This is a genomic window from Geobacillus sp. JS12 (assembly GCF_001592395.1).
In the GTDB taxonomy this organism is placed as follows: Bacteria; Bacillota; Bacilli; order Bacillales; family Anoxybacillaceae; genus Geobacillus; species Geobacillus zalihae.
Genome location: NZ_CP014749.1, coordinates 2,724,492 through 2,748,878 on the forward strand (window position 1 = coordinate 2,724,492; position 24,387 = coordinate 2,748,878).

Below are 24,387 nucleotides of genomic sequence, written 5' to 3' on the forward strand. Positions count from 1 at the left end.
CCACCTTCCTCTGTGAGTATAGCATGCCCGTTTTGGCAAGTAAATGACAGCCGATTAACGCGATAATGGTATGCTATGCTAAAGGAAAAAAGGACGATCCGATGATCGCCCTAGCCAAAAAATACAAGCCTCAATACACATCCCCGCGGTTGCCGATCGCCTCAATATATATAAGTTGTAATAAAGATTTTCCGATTGCTCGATTCTGTTTTCCTTCATACAAGTCAGTTTGATAGAATGCGGCGGGCGCTCTACTGGATGTAAAACAAAGTTTCAACTTATATAGATGATTCGTTCTTCATGATCGATGCGAAACAAAACACGATATGTTCCGACCCGCAGCCGATATAATCCATCCTGCCCCTTCAACTTTTTAATATCCCCCTGCGGCGGGATCGCAAGCAGACCTTGCAGCCCGAAAGCGAATCGTTCTTGAACATCTTTGTCTTGACGAGCGATGAATTTGACTGCAGCCTTACGGTAAATCAACTTGTAGCCCGAATTCACGCTTGGCTTCTCCCCCGGTGATATATCCTTCATCGCTTTGCAGCTGCTGGCGCTCTTCTTCCGTCAACGCTTCTTCTTCATCTGTTTCGTCAATCCGCTCCCATACCATTCGTTCCTTTCTGGACCGATCAAGCAAGTACATCAAAAAATCGTACACTGTTTGATGATCCGTTTCATCCAACCGGTCAATCAGTTCGTAAAGCAATTGTTTGCGCACAGCCAAAGCCATCGCCCTCCTTTTTCCTTATCATTACCTTCAGCGTATCACGAAAGCATAGATGCGTCAAAAGGCCAAAACACGATTTTGAAGCGAAAAAAAGGACGATCCGATGATCGCCCTTTACTTCAACTTCGCACGCAAATACGCGTCAATAAACACATCAATTTCCCCATCCATCACCGCTTGCACATTGCCGACCTCCACGTTCGTCCGATGGTCTTTGACAAGCGAATACGGATGGAAGACGTACGAACGAATTTGGTTGCCCCAGCCGATTTCTTTTTGCTCGCCGCGCAGCTCGGCAAGTTCCGCTTGCTGTTCCTCGAGTTTCTTTTGGTACAACTTCGCCTTCAACATGTTCATTGCTTTTTCGCGGTTTTTAATTTGCGACCGCTCCGACTGACACGTCACGACAATGCCAGTCGGCAAGTGGGTGATGCGCACGGCCGAGTCGGTCGTGTTGACGTGCTGCCCGCCCGCGCCGCTTGAGCGGTACGTGTCGATTTTCAGCTCTTCCGGCCGGATCTCAATTTCAATGTTATCATCCAATTCCGGCACAACCTCGCACGACACGAACGACGTATGGCGGCGGCCTGAGGCGTCAAACGGCGAGATGCGAACCAGCCGATGCACCCCTTTTTCCGCTTTTAAGTAGCCGTAGGCGTTGTGCCCTTTAATGAGCAGCGTGACGCTTTTAATCCCGGCTTCCTCGCCCGGGAGGTAATCGAGCGTCTCGACTTTAAACCCTTTTTTCTCCGCCCAGCGCGTGTACATGCGCAACAGCATCGACGCCCAGTCTTGCGATTCCGTGCCGCCCGCGCCCGGGTGGAGCTCCAAAATAGCGTTGTTTTGATCGTACGGCTCGTTGAGCAGCAACTGCAACTCAAACTCGCTGAAGTCTTTCATCAGCTTTTTCGCTTCCTCGACGAGCTCAGCTTGGAGCTCGTCATCCGGCTCTTCCTTGAGCAGTTCGTACGTCACTTCCAAGTTGTCAAACCGTTCTTCAAGCGAGGAAAATTCCTCGACGAGATCTTTGAGCGCATTCACTTCGGAAATGACCGCCTGCGCCGCCTTTTGATCATCCCAAAAGTTGGGCGCCGCCATTTGCTCTTCTAATTCGCGAATGCGCGCCTGCTTCGCTTCGAGGTCAAAGAGACCCCCTGATTTCCGCTAATCGCTTAGCCATTTTCTCAAGCTCTTGCTTGATTTCCACCAAATCGATCATGTTGTCCTCACCTCATCATCAATATAGTATGCCAACGATGAATGTCTGCCATTCAAAAGGGAGGCCGAGCCTCCCTTTATTATTTATAACGGTTATACCACTCTTCCGCAACAATGTTTATATTTTTTCCCGCTCCCGCACGGGCACGGGTCGTTTCGGCCGACGCGCACCGCCTTGCGGACCGGTTTTCTCTTCGGTTCTTCGCCGTCTTCTTTCGGGTGAACCGCTTCGCCTTTGGCCACCTCTTGGCGCTCAAGGTTATGGTGAATTTCCGCCTTCATAATATAGGTGGCGACTTCCTCTTCAATCGCCGCAATCATCTCCTCAAACATGGCGTAGCCTTCCATCTGATATTCGCGCAGCGGGTCGACTTGCCCGTAGGCGCGCAAATGGATGCCTTGGCGAAGCTGCTCCATCGCGTCGATATGGTTCATCCATTTCATATCGACAGCGCGCAAGACGACGACACGTTCAAACTCGCGCATCTGTTCAGGCGGGATTTGCGCTTCTTTCTCATCATAGCGCGCCTTCACTTTCGCCCAAATGAGCTCGATCATCTCTTCGGGCTCTTTGCCGCGCAAGTCAGCTTCCGTTACATCCCCTTCCGGAAGCAGATGGGCGTTGAGATACTCAACGAGCCCTTTCAAATTCCATTCTTCGGGAACCTCTTCTTTCGGCGTATGAGCGTTGACGACGCGCTCGATCACCGATTGGATCATCTTTTCGATAATGCCGCGCAAGTTGTCGGAATCAAGCACCTCATAGCGCTGGCGGTAAATGATTTCCCGCTGTTCGCGCAGGACATCGTCATATTGAAGCAGCTGTTTGCGGGCGTCGAAGTTGTTGCCTTCGACCCGCTTTTGCGCCGACTCGACGGCCCTTGTCACCATTTTGCTTTGGATCGGCTGCGAGTCGTCCATTCCAAGGCGGTCCATCATCGCCATTAAGCTTTCCGAGCCGAAACGGCGCATCAATTCATCTTCAAGCGACAAGTAAAACTGCGACACCCCAGGATCGCCTTGACGCCCCGAGCGGCCGCGCAGCTGGTTGTCGATCCGCCGGCTTTCGTGACGCTCCGTGCCGATGACCGCCAGCCCGCCAAGCTCCTTGACCCCTTCGCCAAGCTTAATGTCCGTCCCGCGCCCGGCCATGTTCGTCGCAATCGTCACCGCGCCTTTTTGCCCGGCTTGAGCGATGATTTCCGCCTCTTTCGCATGGTTTTTCGCGTTTAAGACGTTGTGCGGGATGCCGCGCTTTTTGAGCATCTCCGACAACATCTCGGACGTTTCGATCGCCACCGTGCCGACAAGCACGGGCTGCCCTTTTGCATGGCGGGCGGCGATGTCCTCGACCACGGCGCGGAATTTCCCTTCCATCGTCCGATAAATCAAATCCGGACGGTCTTCGCGGATGACCGGGCGGTTCGTCGGAATGACGACGACGCGCATGTTGTAAATGTTGCGGAACTCTTCCTCTTCCGTCTTCGCCGTCCCCGTCATCCCCGCCAATTTTTCGTACATGCGGAAATAGTTTTGGAACGTGATCGTGGCTAAGGTCATCGACTCGTTTTGAATCTCGAGCCCCTCTTTCGCCTCAATGGCTTGATGAAGCCCATCGCTGTAGCGGCGGCCGTGCATCAAGCGCCCGGTGAACGGGTCGACGATGATCACTTTTCCGTCTTGCACGACGTAGTCGACATCGCGCTGCATCGTCACGTGCGCCCGCAGCGCCAGCTGAATATGGTGGTTGAGCGTAACGTGTTTCAAATCGAACAAGTTGTCGATGCCAAACGCGCGCTCCGCTTTGTTGATCCCTTCTTCCGTCAGCTGGACGCTTTTCGTCTTTTCATCGTATGTGTAATCGACATCTTTGCGCAACGTGCGGACAAACGCATTCGCCTGCACATACAGCTTGGTCGACTTCTGCGCCGTGCCGGAAATGATGAGCGGCGTCCGCGCTTCATCGATCAAAATCGAGTCGACCTCGTCGATGATCGCATAATAGAGCGGCCGCTGCACAATGTGCTCTTTATAGAGCACCATGTTGTCGCGCAAATAGTCAAAGCCAAACTCGTTGTTCGTCCCGTACGTAATGTCGGCGTTGTACGCCGCCTGCTTCTCCTCGCGCGACATGCCGCTTAAGTTCAAGCCGACGGTCATGCCTAAAAACTCATACAATTTGCCCATTTCCGTCGCATCGCGCGTCGCCAAGTATTCGTTGACTGTCACGACATGCACGCCGCGCCCCGTCAAGGCATTCAAATAGACGGGCATCGTCGCCGTCAACGTTTTCCCTTCCCCAGTTTTCATCTCGGCGATGTCGCCTTCATGCAAGACGACGCCGCCCATAATTTGCACTTTATATGGGTACAAGCCAAGGACGCGCTTCGCCCCTTCGCGCACAACGGCAAACGCCTCAACAAGCAAATCATCGAGCGATTCGCCTTGTTGGTAGCGGGCTTTGAATTCCTCGGTTTTTTGCCGCAGCTGTTCATCGGACAGTCGGGCCATCTCCGGACCGAGCGCATCCACTTGATCCGCAATTTTCTCGAGCCTTGCCAACTGACGCTTGTTCGGGTCAAATACTTTTTTTAAGACTCCAAGCATAGGAAACGCTCCTTATTTTTCATGGACTCACTTCTTCATCATATCATTTACAGGGATAGGTGACAACTGTTGCACAGGCTTAGAGAGGGGCATGTCCAAAAGAGGGAATCACGCCTTGGACTGAAGCTGCTCAATCGCCGCTTCCGCATGGTGAAGCCGCCGGTTCAGCGCATAAATTTCAAAACTTTTCTCCTCAACTTTTTCATGAATTTTGCGAAGCAATATTTGCACATCATCCACAAGCTGCGTTTCGACCCGATGAAGCGTCTCTTTCACTTCCTCCAATTCAGTTTCCACACCATTCAACCGCGTTTCCACGCCATCCAATCGGGTCTCTACGCCGTCCAACCGCGTTTCCACGCCGTCCAACCGGGTCTCCACGCCATTCAACCGCGTTTCCACGCCGTCCAACCGGGTCTCCACGCCATTCAACCGCGTTTCCACGCCGTCCAACCGGGTCTCTACGCCGCCCAACCGCGTTTCCACACGGTCTAACCGCTCTTTCACCGCGCCCATTTCCTGTTCGAGGCCGACGAGGCGTCCGTTCATCTCCGTCAAACGGCCATCCATCTGCTCAAACCGTTGGCGAGTTTCTTCTTGGAACACCAAAAATCCTTTTTCCATGTTGTCCAACTTGGACAAAATTTGACGCAACAATTCCTCCATCGCTCTCCCCCATTTTGATTTTTCTCATGCATATTATAACATCCCCTGCCAAAAAAAGCAGGGATGCGCACAAGAGACAACTGTTTAATTCGCCTCGATCAATCCGTATTTTCCATCTTTGCGGCGGTAGACGATGTTCGTCCGGTTTGTTTCCGCATTGGTGAAAATGAAGAAGTTGTGCCCCAACAAGTTCATCTGCAAAATCGCTTCTTCGCTGTCCATCGGCTTCAAACTGAAATGTTTCGTGCGCACGATTTCAAACTCCTCTTCATTATTCTCCGCCGCGGAAGCGCCGTTTGGCACAGGGGCAGCCAGCTTCGCTTCTTTCTCGCGGTCGCGCAGCTTCCGATTGACTTTCGTTTTATGTTTGCGGATTTGCCGCTCGAGCTTATCGGTTACTAAATCGATGGCCGCATACATATCTTCATGGCGCTCTTCAGCGCGCAGCAACAAATGCGGAATCGGAATGGTCACTTCGATTTTCCCTTGTCCATCGTTATAGACTTTTAAATTGACATGGACATTCACGTCATCGGTGCGATCGAAATAGCGCTCCAATTTGCCGATTTTTTTCTCCACGTACTCGCGCAGCGCTGGCGTGACTTCGATGTTTTCCCCGCGAATGTGATACATCATCGCTGACCACTCCTTATCTTTAAAACTGTAAATCCCTACACTTTTTTATTACCCATCCAATCCATGTTTCAATCAAAAATATTTTTGAAGATTTTGTGAAAAACACAGGAAAATATGGTAAGATAGGCATAGGTGTTTTTCTTATGATGTGGAAGGTATGGAGTGTGTGAACGATGCGAAAGGTCCATATTTCCCATGCGAAAAGCGGTGACGTGCTCGCTGTCGACTTGTTCGCCGCCAACGGCAGCGTCCTTTTGTCGCGCGGCGTGCGGCTGACAGGCGGGTACATTCGCTCCCTCGAACAAAAAGGGATTCAATACATTTATATTGACGACAAACAAACCTATGACATCCGCCCGCGCTCGCTCATCAGCCCGACCGTGCGCCAGCAGGCGGTGAAAAAAGTGTACGAGACGATGACGGCCTTGATTGAGCAAAAAAAGCTGCTCAGCCGCGCCTCCTCGCTCGATTTGGGAAAAGAGTATGAAAAAGTGTTCAAAGACATTTTGGACTACTTATTGAAGCAAGAAAACTTGCTCATCAACTTGTCGGATTTGGTCATCTCGAACGGCTACTTTTTCCACCACTCGGTCAACGTGGCCACCATCGCCGGCGTCATCGGCATCGCCAAAGGGTATCGCCCCCAGCAGCTGCTTGACCTCGGCATCGGTGCGTTGCTGTTTGACATCGGCATGACCCAGCTGCCTGACGGTCTTTGGCGGAAAAAAGGAGCCTTGACGGAAGAGGAAAAGGAAATCGTCCGCCGCCATACATATCTCGGCTTCGAACTGCTGCGTCGCCAGCGCAACATCTCGCTCTTTTCCGCCCACTGCGCCTTGCAGCACCACGAGCGGTGCGACGGCAGCGGCTACCCGCGCGCCTTATCGGGCGATGACATTCACGAATACGCCCGCATCGTCGCCATCGCCGACGTTTTTGACGCCTTGACGTCGGCGCGCTACCACCGAAGACAATACTCGCCGCACGAAGCAGCCGAATACCTATCCGCGGCGGGCGGCATGCTGGACTACGAACTCATTAAGCTCTTCCTTTCCTACATCGCCGTCTACCCGGTCGCCACGACCGTCAAACTCAACACTGGAGAAGTCGGCGTCGTCTCCCAAGTGTTTCCGGGCTTCCCGCTCCGCCCGATCGTCCGCGTCATCAAAAATCCCGCGGGCGAGGAGCTGAAAAGCCCGTATGAGATTGACTTGCGGAAAGAGATGAACATCACGATTGTGAAGGCGGTTTGAAGCGAAAAGGACAGCACAGCGCTGTCCTTGCTTTTTTTCCGTTCTCTACTTAAACATCCGTGGCCGCCCGTACAACGAGCGAAACCGTGACAGCACGTTCCCTGCCGCTGCCCCGCATTCCATGCCAGCTGCCACCCCGTCGGTCATTCGTTCCCGTCGCGTGGCGCTGCGCTGATCCCAATGCCTCCCTCCGACAGACAAGGCTGGCGGATGATCGTCCCTACCTTGCGTTGGAATGGACTGGCGATGGATTGTATCTCCCCCTAAGCAATGACCTCGCCAATGGATCCATCCTCATTGAACGACATACCGCCGCAAGCCGTCTTCAACCGCGAGCTTCCACGCCTGAAACGCAGGCGACAACCGCCCGCAGACAATGCGCTCCTTCACCGCCGCATCGGAAAGCTGTCCATCAAGCGCCGCGGCCGCTTCCAACACATCCGCAAACCGTTCGATATGGCCTACCAAATCGCTCCCCCCAGCGAACAGCTCGCATAAATACACGTTCGTCTCGCCGATTTTCCCAAGCGCAAGCAAAATATCCCTAAGCAACACATCGGCATGCATCCGCCGCGGATCGGAAAAGCTCGCCTCCACATAGTCGAGCCCTTCCTCGATCGTCTCGAGCAGCGAGGCATACTGGCGGATGATGTCGAGCGCCGCGTCCGTCAACCTCGCCATCCAAAAATCCCACCTATCGTCGCTTATCGTAAAACATCCCGTCAAACGAAAGCGGCTGCTCATACGGGTGAACGTAGCGGGCGTTCGCCTGCCGCTTCGCCCCTGCCACCCGCAAGTCGCCGCGAATCTCATCGCGCACTTGATGAAGCCGCTTCTCAATCTCCTGATTCCAAGCGATGATCTCACGGCCAAGCCGCTGCTCTTCCTCGCTGTACGGCGGACGGAGCTCCCGAAGCAGCTCCTCGCGCTCCCGAAGCAATCGATCAACCGTCCGAAGCCGCTCTTCCCGCTCCTCGGACGGCCACGGCAGCGCCGTTGCCTCCAGCAGCTCCTTCGTCACCCGCCATACATCATGCACCACGCCCATTACGCCTGCCCGCCTTCCGCGTATTGGCGCTGCCGATGGAGCTGAATCACTTGCTTCCACGTATCGCGAAACTCGACGACATACCCTTCCACTTCATCCAAAATCGCCGCATCGCTTTTCACATTCGCTTCAACCAGGCGGCGGTAGATGTAGTCGTACATCGTCATCATCGACTTCGCAACCTCATACTCCATCTTCAACGTCTTCATCAGTTCCAAAATGATGTTTTGCGCCTTAATCAAATTCTCATTGCGCGCCGCAATGTCCCCCTTCTCGATCGCCTGGCGTGCGAGCTTGATAAACTTCAAGCAGCCGTTATACAGCATCAATGTCAGCTCGCCAGGCGACGCCGTCTGCACGGCGTTGGCTTGGTAGTGTTGATACGGATTGTTTGTCGCCATCTTCCGTCACTCCTTTTCTATGATTCTATGATGTCCACCCATCGCCAAGCCATCATCTGATTCAACGGGCCGCGCCGAACGCCCTTCATCTGTTGCCATCCGTGAGCGTGGTCGCTTCTTCCCCCACTGTCACCGCGACAGCGCCTCAGCCTTCAAACCGCTTACCCCTGCATGCCGCCGCCAAAGGCGTTCATCAAGTACATGCTTTGTTGGTTGGCGCGCTGAATCGCTTCTTCCATCGCCGTGAATTGGCGGTAGTAGCGGTCTTCAATTTGTTTCAAACGGTCTTGGAAGCGGTCAATTTGGTCATTGATCTGGATTAAATCGCGCCCGATCGCAAACTGCTGGTTCGTCCAAATCGTCTTCCCCGCCTTTTGCTCGATTTTCCCGATCGTCGCTTTGATCGTATCGCGCAGGCGGCGGGCGATCCCTTTTTCCGCATCCGTCGCACCGTCTTGGTTAAACAACTGATAGACGGCATCCGGGTTTTCCTTGATTTTCTCCCGCAGCTTCGTTTCGTCAATGATCAACTTCCCGCCGTCTAGATAATTCGACGACGTCGTAATCCCGATTTGCGCGAGCTGCGAAAACCCGCTTGGAATGTTCGCTCCTTCGACTTTCGTGTACACATTCATCCGCATTTGGCTCAAGGCGCTCGACAAAATCGAATCACCGCGAAGCATCCCGCTCCGCGCCTTTTCTTCCCACAGCTCAATTTGTTTCTCCGTCATCGCTTCCTTTTGCTCGTCGGTAAGCGGCGGGTAGTCGCGGTAGCGCTCCTCTTTCAGCTCGGCGTTGATTTTGTCGATCGTTTCGTTGTATTTGTCGACAAACCCTTTAATGGCGTTAAACATCGCGTCCGCGTCCGTCGCCACCGACACCGTCGCCGCGCCTGTCCCTTTGAGCGTGTACGTCACGCCGTTGATCGTAAATGTGTTCGACGAGCGGGTCGTTTGCAAGCCGTTGATGGTAATGTCGGCGTCTTTCCCCGCCGTTTTTCCCGTAAGCTCCTGCCCCGCTATCGCGCCCGCAAACCCGAGCTTTTGCGCAAAAAAGTCAGCCGTCGCCTGGTCGGCGAGCACAAGGCTCGCCCGCGCCCCCGTCTCTTTTTTCATGATCGAAACCCGCTCAGTTTGCTCGTCATAAAACGCGCTGACGCCAAGGTCTAGGTTGCTGTTGAGTTGGGCGATCACCCCATCGAGCGTCGTTCCTTTCTTCACTGTGATCGCCGCCTGCTTCGTCGTCCCATCCCCGTTTGTCACGTTGATCGTCAGCGTGACATCGGCGTCTACCGAGAAACTCGCTTTATCCACCCTTTTCGTAGCATCGGACAGCCAGACGGCCGATGTGGCCACTTGATTGACTTGAATCGCCGCCGCCACGTTCGCCGCACTCGAGCCCGCCGTCGCTGTGACGACCGATTCGTTCGAACTCGAGACGGTTTTTTTGAGCATGCTGCTTTGGAGCGTGATGTTGCTGAACAAATAGTCGTCAAGCCCCTGAAGCAACGTGTTCATCGCTCGGTAATCATCGCGCTGCCACTCAAGCAGCTGCTTTTTCTGCTTCAATTTATCAAGCGGCGCCCGCTCCGCTTTCATCAAATCGCTCACGATTTTGTCAATGTCCATTCCGCTCGCGAGGCCGCTGATGCGCAATGTATTCGCCATGTCGACTCACCACCGTTAAATTTTTTTATCCACCAAAAGCCCGACAAACTCCATCATCGCCGCGTACATATCAAGCAGCTTCTTCGGAGGGATTTCTCGAATGACCTCATCCGTTCGCTCATCAATGATTTGTACGTAATATTCCTGCAGCTCGTCATGCAGTTCAAACTTTAACGACGTATGGCTTGGCTGAAGGAATTCGTTTAAGCCTTTCACTACTTCTTCTAGTTTTTCTTTTGGAATGTTTTGCTGCGGTGCTTCCGAAGTGCTAGCATGATTCTGCTTTTGCGACTCGATCACGCTGCTTGCCTTTTCATTGCGAACACTTTCATACAAATAAGAAGGAGAATGCGAAGAGACCCTTTCCACCGACATAACGCCCGCTCCTTTGCATGAACACTATCTATGTTTTATATCGGATAAAGATGGAGAATTGTGAAGGGGGAGGGAACAATAAATGCAATCCATATAAAAATCAGGGGATGATGATAATTTCATTTCTTGTGTATAATACTTGTCAATTGTTGAAAATAGCGGGGGCATCATAAGCAAAAACTAACGAGGGGGAAGTAGAAACTTAAAAGGGGAATATAAAAGAGTAAAATCACATTAAAACAAAAAAACAAGATGAGGAATATAAGCACAAAACATTCTTGGCAAAACTCAAACATTGCTTTTATCCATATTTAATAATGAAATTTTTAAAATCAATAATCATTCCCGTTCTCTCCATAAAGTCTACGCCTAAAATTCCGTCAAAACCATATATTTCTTTAGTCATTCCCAGTTGTAATAAAAATGATGCTAGCTCCTTTCCATCAATTATAACGTTGTTTACGATTTGTTCATAACAAATCTCGCTGTATCCGCCTACTCCGTACATTCGTTTTGTTCTTCCATTAATAATGTCTAATTCTATACCGATTTGTGCGAGTACATCCGTATCAAAAATGGTCGTAGCACAACCTGTGTCCAACAACACGTCTGTTAAAAGAACAGTTTTTTCACCACACTTTATTTCGACAGAAACAATAGGTAATCCATTTTCTATTCTTATATTCATACTCTCCCCCGAATCCCTATAAAATATTGTTCTTCCACCTCTATTTGCTCCTTGCTTGTGTGAAAAATATATAATTCCTTCGCCGGGAAAGTTTTGTGTTGCTGCTTATAACCATTCCATGCATCAGACACACTATGATACCGATCGATCACTGCCATTTCTTTAATGATACGTTTGCCATTTTGTGAACAAGCCGAAATAGCCTCCACCAACACAAATTGATTCGGATATTGCTTACGTAACTCTGACCATTTCATTTGTTTGCCTCCATCTCTTTTTATTACATTTTATCACTAATCACCTTACATATATAAAGCAATATTTGTGACATACTCCCACCACCTACGCTTCGCTTAGAGGTGGGGGCTTCTCGGGTAATCCCATCTCATGATGGGAAGTTGACCGAGCGATCCCCGTGTGCCCCACGGTTCGAGGACAAATTAGACGATCGCCAATCGTTTCATGCCCTCATGTTTGATATTGATGGCCGCATTGACGTCCCTGTCGCTCTCGAATCCACATTCACAACGGAATGTCCGTTCAGAAAGCGATAGAGACTCCTTGACTCGACCGCAACACGAACACGTTTTGGACGAGGGGAACCATTTGTCGATTTTGATCAGCTTCTTCCCTTGTTCGGCCAGCTTGTACTGAAGGAAAGTGGTGAACATGCCCCAGCCGTTGTCATGAACGCCTTGACCGAAATGGAGGGCTTGTGACATCCCTTTCATGTTGAGGTCTTCGATGACCACGCAATCATACCGTTTCGCTAATTTGTGCGACTCCTTATGCAGAAAGTCCTTGCGCTGGTTGGCAATTTTCTCATGCAGCTTCGCTACTTTCAGACGCTGTTTGTGCCAACGATTCGAGCCTTTCTTTTTACGAGACAATTTACGCTGTTCTTTCGCTAATGTTTCCAATGCTTTGCGATAGAATCGAGGATAATTGGCTCTCTTACCCTCGCTATCGACATACAACGTACTCATGGAAAAATCAAGCCCAACAACCGTTTGTACTTCTTTTGGGGCAGGTTGATGTTCGTACTCTGTGAGAATAGAAATATAGTATTTTCCTGTTTTGGTTTTCGTGATCGTACAAGACTTGATGATATGGTGGGCAGGGATCTCCCGATGTTGCTTGAGCTTGATCCATTTCAGTTTGGGCAGCTTGATATAGCCATCTGAAAGCTTGATGTTGCCATTTACCATATTTGTGGTGTACGACTGTTTCGCCTTGCGGTTTTTGAACTTGGGAAATCCAGCGCGGCCAGAAAAGAAGTGTTGAAATGCTTTCTGCAAATTCAATTGGGCGTTTGCCAGCGCAAGGCTGTCCACTTCTTTTAGCCAAGGAAACTCCTTTTTGTACTTGGCAGGGGTCGGACATGTTTGCTGTTTCAAGGATTCTTGATCGTCCTTGAACTTTTCAAACATTTGTATGCGCTCTTCAAGCATTTTGTTATACACGAAACGGACACAACCGAAGGTTTTGGCGAGCAGTTGTTCTTGTTCTTTTGTTGGGTATAGACGGAACTGATAGGCTTTGTTTGCCATATCGACACCACATCACTTCATACCTTGATTTTCGATATATTTTTTCTATAACTGATTATATTGTAATACACAAAAAAGAGACAATTTTAGGCCCCGAGTTCGACAGTTTTGAGACCATTTTAGGCAAATGAAAATGGTTAAAATGCTGTAATATCAAGGATTTCACGATGTGGATCCTAGAAAAAAACGCTGAATTTCATAGGCACACGAATTGACAAATTAACCTTTTAAAATAGCCAAATATCGTTTATAATATAGGCATGTACATGCGGAAAGTAACACGCAAAAATAAAGATGGAACGACCGTGGCGTATCTCCGGCTTGCTCACAACGAATTGGATCCGAAGGTCAAATATGCGAAAACGAAGGTGATGGATTCGTTTGGGCGCGAAGACGAGGTGGATCGCGCTGTCTTGGAGCGTCTGGCCAAAAGCATTTCGTGATCCTTTCTCCTGACTCATGAATCGTGGCCGAAAGTAAGGGACGAATGCGAGCGTCTTATGCTTGGACATTTTTCTTCAAAAACGGAGACCTTGATCAACGAACCGAGCTGACGGCCAAACAAGCGCAACTCTTTGCGGCTCTAGGGCTGGAACCTCCTCCGAAGATCCTAGGCATCCATCCTCGCCCCTAGATACACGCCCGAAGTGTGCTCAAATGCCTCTCGTCCCTTTTGTATCAAGGGTCGAGAGGCATTTTGTTTGCCTAGTCACTGTCGAACTCGGGTTAGGCTATACCTAACCGAAATTCATCTCCCACTTTCACTTCGTTTAGAAGTGGGAGACTTCTTTCGGAAAGATGTTAAAATTTAAGCGTGGCAAGCAGTATGAGTACAATTTAATGCCAACGTCTAACATCATATCGATAGAAACAAACTATACTAAGGGAGTTTGCTTGTCCTCTGCTTTTTCAATCGGGACCCTATTCGATATCGAGCAAAAATTTTTGACTAATATCCACAGTAATAAGTAAATTTTCATGTCCTTGCTACCATCTGAATACAATTTACAGAAAATATTTCGTATATCGTTTGTTTCATCGTTATTTTCTGACTCATCTACCCCCCGAGTTCGACAGTGACTAGGCAAACAAAATGCCTCTCGACCCTTGATACAAAAGGGACGAGAGGCATTTGAGCACACTTCGGGCGTGTATCTAGGGGCGAGGATGGATGCCTAGGATCTTCGGAGGAGGTTCCAGCCCTAGAGCCGCAAAGAGTTGCGCTTGTTTGGCCGTCAGCTCGGTTCGTTGATCAAGGTCTCCGTTTTTGAAGAAAAATGTCCAAGCATAAGACGCTCGCATTCGTCCCTTACTTTCGGCCACGATTCATGAGTCAGGAGAAAGGATCACGAAATGCTTTTGGCCAGACGCTCCAAGACAGCGCGATCCACCTCGTCTTCGCGCCCAAACGAATCCATCACCTTCGTTTTCGCATATTTGACCTTCGGATCCAATTCGTTGTGAGCAAGCCGGAGATACGCCACGGTCGTTCCATCTTTATTTTTGCGTGTTACTTTCCGCATGTACATGCCTATATTATAAACGATATTTGGCTATTTTAAAAGGTTAATTTGTCAATTCGTGTGCCTATGAAATTCAGCGTTTTTTTCTAGGATCCACATCGTGAAATCCTTGATATTACAGCATTTTAACCATTTTCATTTGCCTAAAATGGTCTCAAAACTGTCGAACTCGGGTACCCGTTAGCCGCCAAATATAAAAAATTACAAATATTGCATAATATCACATTCGATTTTGTCATCTTTAAAAGGTCTGGACGTATCTTTATTTGATTGGGATAAGAATCTAATTAAGGTTTACACTGATAATAAAAGCCTCACTCCCCGAACGAGCAAGGCTTAATCTAACAAGCATTTTTTATTAATTAAGCATCCCTATTCCTTTCAAATGTTGCCAAGCTTTTGTGATATGCGTTTCTTTAAATATCTTCCGCTTTCGTTCGTTCCAATTATGAATTTCTTTAATAATGGAATGAATATCGTCTTTTATATCCGGATTTTCTTTCACAACCCAATGTACAGTGGAAAGCAATTCCAGCCCATATGGAGTTTCAAACCCTTGAATGACATTCCGCACTTTTTCTAAATGTTCGTCAGCCTCGGAATCCCCCTGCAAATACTGTTCAGCTTCTTGTACCACATTCGGTAGTAAATAAATTTCTGCATCCCGGTTGCGGTCGCCAAAACCTCGAATAAAATGACCGTCCAAACGCAGTAAAACATGATTCAAGTTGTCCGCGTATGGACCGTATTTTCCTTTCTCAAATCGCAATCTCATCGGTTCGCCGACAACCTGAAGAAAATAAGCCAACTTCTGAATTTCCAGCAATGACAACTTATACCCCGGAATGGAATAATCATTCATTAACATTAGCAATAACGCTCGAGATCTTGTCATCTTTGGTGGTTTTGTACGTATTTTGATTTGATCAGGGTTAGGGCTCCCTGCAGGCTCATACAAATGCACTTCCACCTCTTTTAAATGCTCAAAAGCCGCTTCAATTTTAGGACGTACTTCATCCCATCTAAGCCCACCATTTCCACAGCCAAGCGGCGGAAGCGCAATCGATTTTATATTAAGCTCTTTAACCACCTTTATCAAATCCGCCAACCCTAGTTCAATATCTTCCATCCGGGATTTATTTTTCCAATGGCGTTTTGTAGGAAAATTAATAATATATTTTGGGTTCAATAACGATTTAGTGGAAACGACATGCATTTTGCCTGGCTGCACTTCCTTGCGACGGCAAGCCTTTTCATACTCCGAAAACATTTCTGGATAAGCTTGCTTAAATTGCAGTGCAATTCCTTTCCCCATCACTCCGACACAATTGACCGTGTTTACCAAAGCTTCTGCTTCATCTTCCAAGAGATTGCCTTGTTTTAGGATGATCATTGCGTCACCTCCTTCAGTAGTACCAATGCGGCCGGACAGCTATCGGTTTATGGCAATGACATTGGCACATAATCTCTTCAACTTTTTGCTTCATTTTATCATTTTTAACCTCTTAATGCCTTAAAAATCATCGTTCCAGAGAACAATGAACATTAATCTGTATCCCATTACTAATCAAAAGGGACACAATTCTTTGAAACCCTTTTTCCCGAAAATCATCAGGCATGATCACAATCAACGTATAATCGGCGAGCGAATGGTAAAACTGCATTTTTCGGTCCGCCTTCTCCGTATACCACTTGTAACGCGTCGAACCATATAGCCCGAAATACTCGACAATCCACTTTCTGTCGTTTTGCTCGATCACCCAGTCAGGGATGTATACTTCGTCATATTCGTGGTTCACAAAACGACATCCTTCTCTTTCCACTTTCCCATCAACGACCGCGCGAATCAAAAAGTTATGGATTTCTAGTTCTTCTTTTGAATCGCACAATTGCCCATCCACGCCTACAAGCAAGCGAAACTCCTCGGGGGAAAACGTGTATTCCGGGTAGGATTCCATAATCCAACGGTAAAATTTGCTGTCGTAATGACGATCGACCATGCTGATAAACCGTGGGAAATGCTTGCGAAAATACGCCCGGTTTAACCGCGGCAACTCCTCACGGCCGATTCCCCGCTTGGCACAAAACGTCCGCAGCGCCTGCACCCGGTTTTGCGGAGAATGCCAATGTTGGTTTGGCACACGCTGAAACTCTGTCACATCATACTTACCCGGAAACACCGCCTCTATAATCTCAATCGGCGAACCGTGATATTCATGCAACAAACCTGTCAACCCTTCCTCCACCAGCCGCTGTTTCGTCATAAAGCGCGGGACATCCTGCTCGGCTACTTTCTCCCTGTTAATCAAATCCATAATCTCCCGTTTCACATTGTCAATATCTTTCCAGTAGCCATTTGGTTTGGTACGAAAATCATCGAGTGAAAACTGATTGGGGAAAAGGTATTGTATAAACTCTAGAGGCGAATTACGGTGATGTTTTAAAGCCGCACTAAAACGATGCTTGATGAGCATTTGCCGCGTCACTTTCTTTGGTACGTCTTCGAACCGAATCTTTTCCTGACGAAGCATGTTCATAAACTGCTCTTTCAAAAATTCGCGGTTCATTGCATAGCCTTGAGGAATTTTTTTAAAATCCGTTTCTTTAAAACGGCCGGGGTATAGGGCATTCATGAAGCGGTATGGAGAATGGCCGTGTCGTTTCAAAGGGTTGGAAAATCCCCACTCAACGAGCAAATCGTAATTCACCTTTCGCGGTATTTCTACAATCCTTATTCCTTCCCTGCGCAAATGCCATTCCAATCGATTGCGTATATTTTGAATATTGTTCCAGTAATTAATCGACACCCGTCTGAAATCAAACTCATTATATCGATCAGGATATACAAATTGAATTAATTTACGAATAGATTTAAAACGATTTAAAGCTCCCCAAAGCTTCTGCTCCTTTATGACAACTCGGTTGATCTTGGGGGTTTGCTCCTTTTTTAAGCCAAGATTCACTTCTAATGCATAACGGACAAGAATGATCACATTTTCGTCTTTTTCCCATGTACCTGAAGGAAGGGCCTTTCTCTTTCCGCTGATGAGTTCCTTATAAAGACTTACAATCGGTAATTGAGCTAGCTCAGAAGGACAAATGCTTCGATAGTAATTTAGATCATTCATATGATCACCTCTACTTTATTATAACATAGATAAGAACACATGTTCTATAATAATTTAAAGAAATAGAGCCTACTAGTCAGTAGACGCCTCGTTTTCACTGTTAAAATTGGAAATCATGATAGTGTCCCCCTTAGTTTTAGTTACTGTATATTGTTTCCAAGATAGTGGATTTTTTATGTGCATCTATGCATCCTTTATGCGTTTTGCAACACGCTCAAATCCTGTAGTCAGAGAATTTAACTTGAACTTTTATAAAAATATCCTATAGTCTTCATCCTCAATTACAGCCCCAGTTTCCTTTTGATATACAAAACCTACTAACGTATCATTCTTCATCCCTTCAAAAACCAAAGAATGAGATGTTTCCTTAATTAGCCTAGTATTAGCAACTTGATAATTGTCTTCAATAAAAACCCTAATTTGCTCTATTTCTTCCTGACTCAGTTCATTCCCCTTGAACAAATAAAGAATCATTACTTAACCACCTCTTATAATTAATTTTGCTCATATTGTAATAATCATCACTTATCCTGTAAAATATCGCTAGTTTTTGTTATTAATAAACAATACCTCTCCTCATCGATGTTCTAAAACTGTCTCATCCCTTTTGAAAAATTCCTAGAAGTTTCTCTATTTTCTTTAAAAAACCTATAATTCCCGTTGCACATAGCTTATAACTACTAAAATACTACCCCATAAAATTAGTCAAAATGCCATCTAAACCTTTCAAAAACATGAGGAATACATTATAATAAATATAAATAGAACATATGTTCTGAAAAGAGGTGAAATAAATGCACGATTTCTTGCGGTTAACTCCTATACAGCAAAATATTCTAATCGCCAGCATTATTGGTGATGGAGAAATTACAAAAATTTATAATAGTCGAAGGAAAAACCATAGTTATCGGGAACATTTTGGCATCGATCAAGAGGAATATCGAAAATGGAAAGTTTCATTTTTTAATGACCTTTTATATATTACGCATAAAAGTCAATGCGTCCGTTCATCATCACTGCCATTGTTTACAAAGTTATATCCTCATTTTTATCACGATGACGGTTCTAAGCACATACCGCTTTCCTTGTTACCATATTGTACGCTACCGCATTTTCTTTCCGTTTTGTATATCCCGAGTTCGACAGTGACTAGGCAAACAAAATGCCTCTCGCCCCTTGATGCAAAAGGGACGAGAGACATTTGGGCACACTTCGGGCGTGTATCTAGGCGCGAGGATGGATGCCTAGGATCTTCGGAGGAGGCTCCAGCCCTAGAGCCGTAAAGAGTTGCGCTTGTTTGGCCGTCAGCTCGGTTCGTTGATAAAGGTCGCCGTTTTTGGAAGAAAAATGTCCAAGCATAAGACGCTCACATTCATCCCTTACTTTCGGCCACGATTCATGAGTCCGGATCTCTACGATCCGAACTAACAAGAGAGCCAGCCAACTGAGCAGCACATGCGCCCGGATGCGGTCTTCCAAGCGATGATACATGGGACGCAGCTCAAGTGTCGATTTCAACGTCCGAAAGGCCTGCTCGATATCCACCAGCTGCTTATACCCGATGGCGACATCTTCCGCAGACAAGGTATCGTCGGATGTTCGGATGAGATATTTGCCGTCATACTTTTCCGCTTCACGAACCGCCTGCTTGTCGATGCGAAGCGTTCCATCCTTCAACTGGCGCAAGTATTTTCCGTAGGACGGATGGGAACGCAGCCGGCAGGTGGCCTTATGATGAGCTTCATTGGGGAGTTGGCGAAGCCCCTCCAACTCCTCTTTCAGCGATTCGAGCAGCGTTTCCCGTTCCTTGCGTTGGCGTTCGGCTTCGCTGGGATTGTACACGAGAACATAGCGCTGACGCGCTTCTCCGTCGCCCACGATGATTTCTTTGATATGCAAGTTCTCGCGAACTTGTTGGTAGCGCCCGCGACGGCTTAGGGCCTCTTCGACGGCGGCTTTGCCGGATCGCATTTTTTCGCCGACAATATAGTGTCCCCCGGCCTGTTGCAAGATTCGCAAATTCTCTTCAGAGGAAAAGCCGCGGTCCATGACGCTGATCACACGTCCAAGCTTCCAGCCAATCAAGTCTTGTTTCACCTGTTTGATGACCGTCATGTCCATGGTATTGCCAGGCCATACCCAAGCGCGAATCGGGATTCCTTCCCGGGTGACAGCCAGCCCAATGACGATTTGAACCAAATCAGGACGCTTATCTTTGGAAAACCCCTGCTTTCGAAGCGATTCTCCTTCCGGTGTTTCAGAGGGATCCACTTCGAAGTACGACGAAGTCGTATCAAAGTAAATCAAATCGACTTCCAGGTTCAATAAATCGGCCACGGCATGGAACACTTGGCGTTCCAATTCCGGCTGCACAGCCAGCAGCTCATCCATCGCCCGGTATAACTGGTGGCTGGCGACTTGGGGAAGATGAGGGATATGCACGTCCTTCTCCACCCACTCCTCCATCGCCAACTTGCTTGACGGATGAAGGGCACGATTCGCCACCATGGCAAAAATGAGCCGTTCCAACGGAATCTGATGATGTCGGGAGGCAAACAAGGAGTGGAGAATCTCTCCCAATCCCAGTTGTCTCCAGAGCTGATCCAAAAGCCAAGCGCCACCAAGGCGTTTGCTTGATTGAAACTGAAAGTCATCCGACACTTCTCCTGTCAACGTCTCGATTTCCCAAGCCTGCTCAGGAGAAAGGAATCGCGAAATGCTTTTGGCCAGACGCTCCAAGACAGCGCGATCCACCTCGTCTTCGCGCCCAAACGAATAAATCACCTTCGCTTTCGCATATTTGGCCTTCGGATCCCATTCGTTGTGAGCAAGCTGAAGATATGCAACAGTCGTTCCATCTTTGTTTTTGCGTGTGACTCTCCGTATGTACATGCCTATATTATAAACGATATTCGGCTATTTTAAAAGGTTAAATCATCAAGTCGTGTGCCTATGAAATTCAGCGTTTTTTTCTAGGATCCGCATCGTGAAATCCTTGATATTACAGCATTTTAACCATTTTCATTTGCCTAAAATGGCCTCAAAACTGTCGAACTCGGGCTTGACACACAAGGAATGTAAAGGAGTTTTTCTCTCATGAATGTGAAAGTCAAAGGGTCTATCGTAATGATTATTTGAATATAATAAGTGTTCTAGTCAAAAAGCTGGACATCCCCCGCTTGATTGACCATCTTGTACCCGTCGATCCACAGGCCAAACACGAGTCAGCGATGCCGTTCAGGCCATCCTTTACAATCTATTTGACGGCCGGCAAGCCCTGGTTCACTTAGAACGATGGGCTCAGGAGATCGATTTAGAGAAACTCATCCGTCCCGGTCTCCAACCTTCCTGGTTGAACGACGATGCCTTGGCTCGTCATCTCGATCGCTTGTATGAGGCCGATATTCACAAGGTCATCAGCACTTGCTTGATTCATATTTATCGCAAAGAAGGCCTTTCCCTCCGAGTCTTTCATGCCGATACGACGGACAAGACGGTTTACGGAGCCTATGAATCGGCCTCGTTGGAGGCTCTGCAGATCACACATGGCTACAACCGCCATCATCGTTGGCAAAAACCAATCGGCTTTGGACTGGTCGGCAACGAGGACGGCATCCCGTTTTACGGCGATGTGCACGACGGCAATCGATCGGATAAGGCGTGGAATCCTGAGGTGCTGTCGCGGATCCACGAACAGTTCAAACAAGCCAAGATCGACGATGAGTGGATTTACGTGGCCGATTCCGCCGCGATGACAAAAGACACCTTGGCGCAGACCAAAGCCGCCCGTGCCTTTTTGATCACCAGAGGCCCTTCATCGCTCCGGATCGTGAAACAGGCGCTCGCGGAGGCCGATTCGCCTCACATCCCGTGGAGCAAACCCTTTACCCTAGCGGAGAGAAACGGCGCTACGTATCGGGTATGGGAAACGGCCTCGACCTATGAAGGCCACTCGGTTCGGCTGATCGTCGTCGAATCGAGCGCCCTCGACCAGCGCAAAGGAAAGACGCTCGAAAAAGAACGAACCAAAGAAGCGGAGCTTCTTTGTGAGGAACAAGTCCGTTGGGAGCGCCACCCCTTCTCCTGCCGCGAAGACGCCGAACAAGCCTTGACGTCCCTCAAGGCGTCCCTTCGCCCTCGGTTTCATCGAGTGGAGGCCGCGGTCGAAGAGATCGTGCGTCCGAAAAAACGGCGCGGACGGCCGAAAAAAGGGGCGGAGCCCGAGACGGAGACGCTGTACACCCTTCGCCTAAACGTCGAATTCGACCAACCGGCATGGGAACAGGCAAGACGGAAAGCGTCCCGGTTTGTCCTCGTCACGACCGTTCCGAAGGAATGGAAGGGCCAACCCATGGATGCCCAAGAGATCCTAAAGCTGTATAAAGGGCAAATCTCGGTGGAAATGAACTTCGCGTTTTTGAAAGATCCGTTTTTCACCGATGAGATTTACGTCAAAAAACCGGAACGGGTCGCCGTATTGGGCTATTTGTTTCTGTTGGCCCTAGAAGGCCGGTGAATTAATGGGGCATAGACTTCCCACATGTCGAATTTTGGAGGCCATTCTCCCCGCCGTTTGGCGCCAAAGGATGGGAAGACGAGCAGGACTTCCTGCTCCCAATTCCGGTTTTGCGCACGCCAAAGAGCCGGTCCCCCCTCGTTTTTTTTCGAAACCGGCACAATCGCTTCAGATTTTGCACGACGGCGGTCAACAGCGCCTGTTCTTCCATGGCGTAAAGGCCCCGGCTTCGGGCCCGGTCCAGCCCGTGACATTCCTTCCCTTCGGCGAACACATGCTCACAACGCGTGCGAAGGGCTTGAATGGATCGATAGCCGCCCTGTTGCTGAATGAGCCTCGCTTGATTGCGAATCTGAACGTCTCGGACTTTCGCCTGGCGCTTTGCTTCCTGAGCGGGATCCTTCGCCCGGCGCTTCCAGGTTGGAATCTCCTCCATCTCCTTGCGGCGCAACGGCACGAGCGGTGTGATGCCTTGAACGAAGAGCGCTTCCAGATACTCGGTGGTGCCATACGCTTTGTCCGCAGACAAGGTCCGAATCGTAATCGACGGGTGGCGAAACTGAATCGAAGCCAGCTGCTCCAAACTCGTCTCCCGTTCCGCCGTTCCAGTGGCGAGGCTGGCCCGTCTGGATAAAATCACGCGCGACTGGACATCGATGACGTCGTGCACCAGATACCGAGGATACGCTTCCTGGCCTTTTCCTTTCTTGTACAACCGGGCATCCGGATCCGTCACGCTTCGATGGGTCCGGTTGGAAAACGTGGCTCCACGGAAGTTTCCCCGTTCTTCGGCATGGACGCGTTCCCCTGATTTTGGAGACGGAGAGGGTGGGTCGTCATCCGGATCCCGGGCCTCGGTCTGTTCATCTTCCCGGGCAGTGCGGGCCAGATAGTCTTCCAACGTCTCCACCGGAGCGAGCTTGACCTCCCGCAAGCTGTGGATCGAGGCATTCGCCCGCACTTGGGTGCCGTCAGCCGCCGCATGGACATCCGGCGAGACCAACCCCGCCGCGATGCATTGATCCACCACATAGGTCATCAGCCGGTCAAAGATTCCATGTTGGCGCCAGCGTTTCCGTGTTTTGACGAGCGTCGTTCGATCCGGAAGCGTAGGATGATGAGGATCCGGATGAAGCACGGATTCAAAGTCGAGACCGCAAAACCACAAGTATCCGGCATGCATGGGGAGGATCTCATACAACTCCCGCTCAGAGTGGTCGAACAAATACGAGAGCAGCATTAGGCGAAGCAGCCGTTCCGGATCCGCCGCCGGGCGACCCGTTTTTTCCGTGTACAGGGGAGCCACCCAATCGTGAATGACGGAAAAGTCGACGGCTTCGTTGATTTGGCGCAGGATATGGTGTGGGGGAACCAGGTCCTCCATGTCGATGACTTGAAACAGCCGAGGCTGAGTCGAAGGGTTTTTGGGGGCTTTCATCATCCATTCACGCTCCATTCCAACGATTTTTCTTCCTTTTTCGACATAAGCCCCCTAAATCCCTGCCTCAGGGTGTACTTTTTTCACCGGCCTTCTAGCGATTTACCGCGTTTTTCAGCGCCGGGTGCGCCAGTTCATCACACCCGAACGTCCGTTAAAGGGTGCGGGAGGCCGCAAGTTGACACGGCCAACGGGACAGGCGATTTTTCAGCTGTTTCAATATGTGAACGTCATCCTGCTGGAGCTGCCAGACGGGCGCATCCAACGCGCACTCGATCGCCCCCTCAACCCGGACCAGCGAAGGATTCTGCAGGGATTGGGCATGGATGAGAGCATCTACGTGTAACGTGATACGGAACGACCAGCGATGGTAAAAAAAGGATTGCCATCGCTCGTTGTGTTGGTCAAAAAGTTATTCTGAAAAACTAAATAAAAAATCCTTCGTTTTGACCTTGTTAGGGTGCGAAATGTGAGTAAAACCGTATTCTACTGAAGAAATACGGCTACTGAAAGAAATGAAGCAAGAAGAAGCTACGATTCAAGAAATCGCCGATGCGTTGCAAAGAAGCTATTGGTCCGTTGTGTATAAATGGAGAGAGATAAAAAATAAATAAGGTGTTCATGAAAAAAGAGACCCTAGATAACCTAAGGTCTCTTTTCGTTTGCGTATGATTAACGAAGCAATTGCAATACCCCTTGCGGTTGTTGGTTGGCTTGCCATGCCTCAACGTCTTTCGACCGTTGTGTAGACTATATCTTCACCCTCAGCTTTACCTGTTAGGGGCTGGGCACTTCGGTTCGGCTATCTTGCCTCCCCTACGGGCTTCATCACCATAGCACTCGCCTTAGGTGGTATGCCCTAGTCGTTGAACCTTCTCCACCCTTTCGGGACAGGAGCTTGGCTGCTGATTGCCCAATCCTTTGGCTTTTTCCGCCGTCA

Annotated in this window: 20 protein-coding genes and 7 pseudogenes; 6 read left to right on the top strand and 21 right to left on the bottom strand. The window is 49.0% G+C overall.

The window, feature by feature from the left end:
* Positions 1-273: 273 nt before the first annotated feature.
* The 6 genes from A0V43_RS13415 to hpf form a co-directional block, all read right to left on the bottom strand.
* Positions 274-507: a type II toxin-antitoxin system RelE family toxin gene (locus tag A0V43_RS13415; RefSeq protein ID WP_063193308.1), complete on the bottom strand. Its 234-nt coding sequence runs from the start codon at positions 505-507 to the stop codon at positions 274-276.
* Entirely contained in the window at positions 476-736 is a 261-nt protein-coding gene (locus A0V43_RS13420; protein ID WP_014196753.1) for a hypothetical protein, read from the bottom strand. Before A0V43_RS13420 ends, A0V43_RS13415 begins: the two co-directional genes overlap by 32 nt.
* Before the next feature lie 111 nt (positions 737-847).
* A protein-coding gene (prfB, locus tag A0V43_RS13425; RefSeq protein WP_013146416.1) for a peptide chain release factor 2 occupies positions 848-1,952 on the bottom strand; the annotation gives its coding sequence in 2 pieces (ribosomal slippage) (positions 848-1,876 and positions 1,878-1,952; 1,104 coding nt in all).
* A 92-nt stretch (positions 1,953-2,044) separates the two neighbouring features.
* On the bottom strand, positions 2,045-4,558 hold the full coding sequence (gene secA / locus A0V43_RS13430; protein ID WP_060788269.1) for a preprotein translocase subunit SecA: 2,514 nt from the start codon (positions 4,556-4,558) through the stop codon (positions 2,045-2,047).
* Between the two features lie 108 nt (positions 4,559-4,666).
* Positions 4,667-5,224 carry an LA_3659 family protein gene (locus A0V43_RS13435; protein WP_063193309.1) on the bottom strand — a complete coding sequence of 186 codons (558 nt, stop codon included), beginning with the start codon at positions 5,222-5,224 and terminating at the stop codon, positions 4,667-4,669.
* 84 nt (positions 5,225-5,308) lie between these two features.
* Entirely contained in the window at positions 5,309-5,860 is a 552-nt protein-coding gene (hpf, locus tag A0V43_RS13440) for a ribosome hibernation-promoting factor, HPF/YfiA family (protein WP_063193310.1), read from the bottom strand.
* A 173-nt stretch (positions 5,861-6,033) separates the two neighbouring features.
* On the opposite strand from hpf, the gene A0V43_RS13445 reads away from it, so the two are divergent.
* The gene (locus tag A0V43_RS13445) at positions 6,034-7,113 is read left to right on the top strand and encodes an HD-GYP domain-containing protein (protein WP_063193311.1); all 1,080 of its coding nucleotides are present in this window, start codon (positions 6,034-6,036) and stop codon (positions 7,111-7,113) included.
* 294 nt (positions 7,114-7,407) lie between these two features.
* On the opposite strand, the gene A0V43_RS13450 is transcribed toward A0V43_RS13445, so the two are convergent.
* From A0V43_RS13450 to A0V43_RS13485, 8 genes are all read right to left on the bottom strand, one after another.
* Positions 7,408-7,794, bottom strand: coding sequence for a DUF8042 domain-containing protein (locus tag A0V43_RS13450; protein WP_063193312.1), 387 nt, complete (start codon positions 7,792-7,794; stop codon positions 7,408-7,410).
* A 13-nt stretch (positions 7,795-7,807) separates the two neighbouring features.
* A complete protein-coding gene (locus tag A0V43_RS13455; protein WP_063193313.1) occupies positions 7,808-8,161 on the bottom strand; it encodes a flagellar protein FliT in 354 nt (117 codons plus the stop codon).
* A complete protein-coding gene (fliS, locus tag A0V43_RS13460; protein WP_049624805.1) occupies positions 8,161-8,562 on the bottom strand; it encodes a flagellar export chaperone FliS in 402 nt (133 codons plus the stop codon). Before fliS ends, A0V43_RS13455 begins: the two co-directional genes overlap by 1 nt.
* 161 nt (positions 8,563-8,723) lie before the next feature.
* Positions 8,724-10,229, bottom strand: a complete 1,506-nt coding sequence (locus tag A0V43_RS13465; RefSeq protein ID WP_063193314.1) for a flagellar hook-associated protein 2 — start codon at positions 10,227-10,229, stop codon at positions 8,724-8,726.
* Positions 10,230-10,244: 15 nt separating this feature from the next.
* Positions 10,245-10,604, bottom strand: coding sequence for a flagellar protein FlaG (gene flaG / locus A0V43_RS13470; RefSeq protein WP_044741923.1), 360 nt, complete (start codon positions 10,602-10,604; stop codon positions 10,245-10,247).
* Between the two features lie 301 nt (positions 10,605-10,905).
* Positions 10,906-11,292, bottom strand: a complete 387-nt coding sequence (locus A0V43_RS13475; protein WP_063193315.1) for a pepsin/retropepsin-like aspartic protease family protein — start codon at positions 11,290-11,292, stop codon at positions 10,906-10,908.
* Positions 11,289-11,549 carry a hypothetical protein gene (locus A0V43_RS13480; protein WP_063193316.1) on the bottom strand — a complete coding sequence of 87 codons (261 nt, stop codon included), beginning with the start codon at positions 11,547-11,549 and terminating at the stop codon, positions 11,289-11,291. Before A0V43_RS13480 ends, A0V43_RS13475 begins: the two co-directional genes overlap by 4 nt.
* Positions 11,550-11,732: 183 nt before the next feature.
* The gene (locus tag A0V43_RS13485) at positions 11,733-12,842 is read right to left on the bottom strand and encodes an RNA-guided endonuclease InsQ/TnpB family protein (protein WP_063193317.1); all 1,110 of its coding nucleotides are present in this window, start codon (positions 12,840-12,842) and stop codon (positions 11,733-11,735) included.
* A gap of 260 nt (positions 12,843-13,102) precedes the next feature.
* Between A0V43_RS13485 and A0V43_RS20535 the strand changes: the two are divergent.
* Positions 13,103-13,282, top strand: a pseudogene (locus A0V43_RS20535) (IS1634 family transposase); the annotation flags it as partial.
* Positions 13,283-13,297: 15 nt separating this feature from the next.
* Positions 13,298-13,476, top strand: a pseudogene (locus A0V43_RS21035) (IS1634 family transposase); the annotation flags it as partial.
* Positions 13,477-13,997: 521 nt separating this feature from the next.
* On the opposite strand, the pseudogene A0V43_RS21040 reads toward A0V43_RS21035, so the two are convergent.
* From A0V43_RS21040 to A0V43_RS13500, 5 genes and pseudogenes are all read right to left on the bottom strand, one after another.
* A pseudogene (locus A0V43_RS21040) lies at positions 13,998-14,176 on the bottom strand (IS1634 family transposase); the annotation flags it as partial.
* A gap of 15 nt (positions 14,177-14,191) precedes the next feature.
* Positions 14,192-14,371 (bottom strand): annotated as a pseudogene (locus A0V43_RS20540) (IS1634 family transposase); the annotation flags it as partial.
* Between the two features lie 352 nt (positions 14,372-14,723).
* Positions 14,724-15,758: a type II toxin-antitoxin system antitoxin DNA ADP-ribosyl glycohydrolase DarG gene (darG, locus tag A0V43_RS13490; protein WP_063193318.1), complete on the bottom strand. Its 1,035-nt coding sequence runs from the start codon at positions 15,756-15,758 to the stop codon at positions 14,724-14,726.
* 127 nt (positions 15,759-15,885) lie between these two features.
* Positions 15,886-17,493 carry a DUF4046 domain-containing protein gene (locus tag A0V43_RS13495; RefSeq protein ID WP_128578032.1) on the bottom strand — a complete coding sequence of 536 codons (1,608 nt, stop codon included), beginning with the start codon at positions 17,491-17,493 and terminating at the stop codon, positions 15,886-15,888.
* Between the two features lie 249 nt (positions 17,494-17,742).
* Complete coding sequence (locus tag A0V43_RS13500) at positions 17,743-17,967, bottom strand: hypothetical protein (protein WP_063193320.1); 225 nt, start codon at positions 17,965-17,967, stop codon at positions 17,743-17,745.
* A gap of 320 nt (positions 17,968-18,287) precedes the next feature.
* Between A0V43_RS13500 and A0V43_RS19290 the strand changes: the two genes are divergently transcribed.
* Complete coding sequence (locus tag A0V43_RS19290) at positions 18,288-18,776, top strand: hypothetical protein (RefSeq protein WP_236930830.1); 489 nt, start codon at positions 18,288-18,290, stop codon at positions 18,774-18,776.
* Here the strand turns inward: A0V43_RS19290 and A0V43_RS13505 are convergent.
* Positions 18,718-20,385 carry an IS1634 family transposase gene (locus tag A0V43_RS13505; RefSeq protein WP_015374097.1) on the bottom strand — a complete coding sequence of 556 codons (1,668 nt, stop codon included), beginning with the start codon at positions 20,383-20,385 and terminating at the stop codon, positions 18,718-18,720. The genes A0V43_RS19290 and A0V43_RS13505 overlap by 59 nt on opposite strands.
* A 242-nt stretch (positions 20,386-20,627) precedes the next feature.
* Here A0V43_RS13505 and A0V43_RS13510 point away from each other — a divergent pair.
* Positions 20,628-21,997: pseudogene (locus A0V43_RS13510) on the top strand (IS1634 family transposase); the annotation flags it as partial.
* On the opposite strand, the pseudogene A0V43_RS13515 reads toward A0V43_RS13510, so the two are convergent.
* Positions 21,995-23,465: pseudogene (locus A0V43_RS13515) on the bottom strand (IS5-like element ISGka1 family transposase). The pseudogenes A0V43_RS13510 and A0V43_RS13515 overlap by 3 nt on opposite strands.
* A gap of 76 nt (positions 23,466-23,541) precedes the next feature.
* Between A0V43_RS13515 and A0V43_RS19295 the strand changes: the two are divergent.
* Positions 23,542-23,793: pseudogene (locus A0V43_RS19295) on the top strand (IS1634 family transposase); the annotation flags it as partial.
* Positions 23,794-24,387 lie beyond the last annotated feature (594 nt).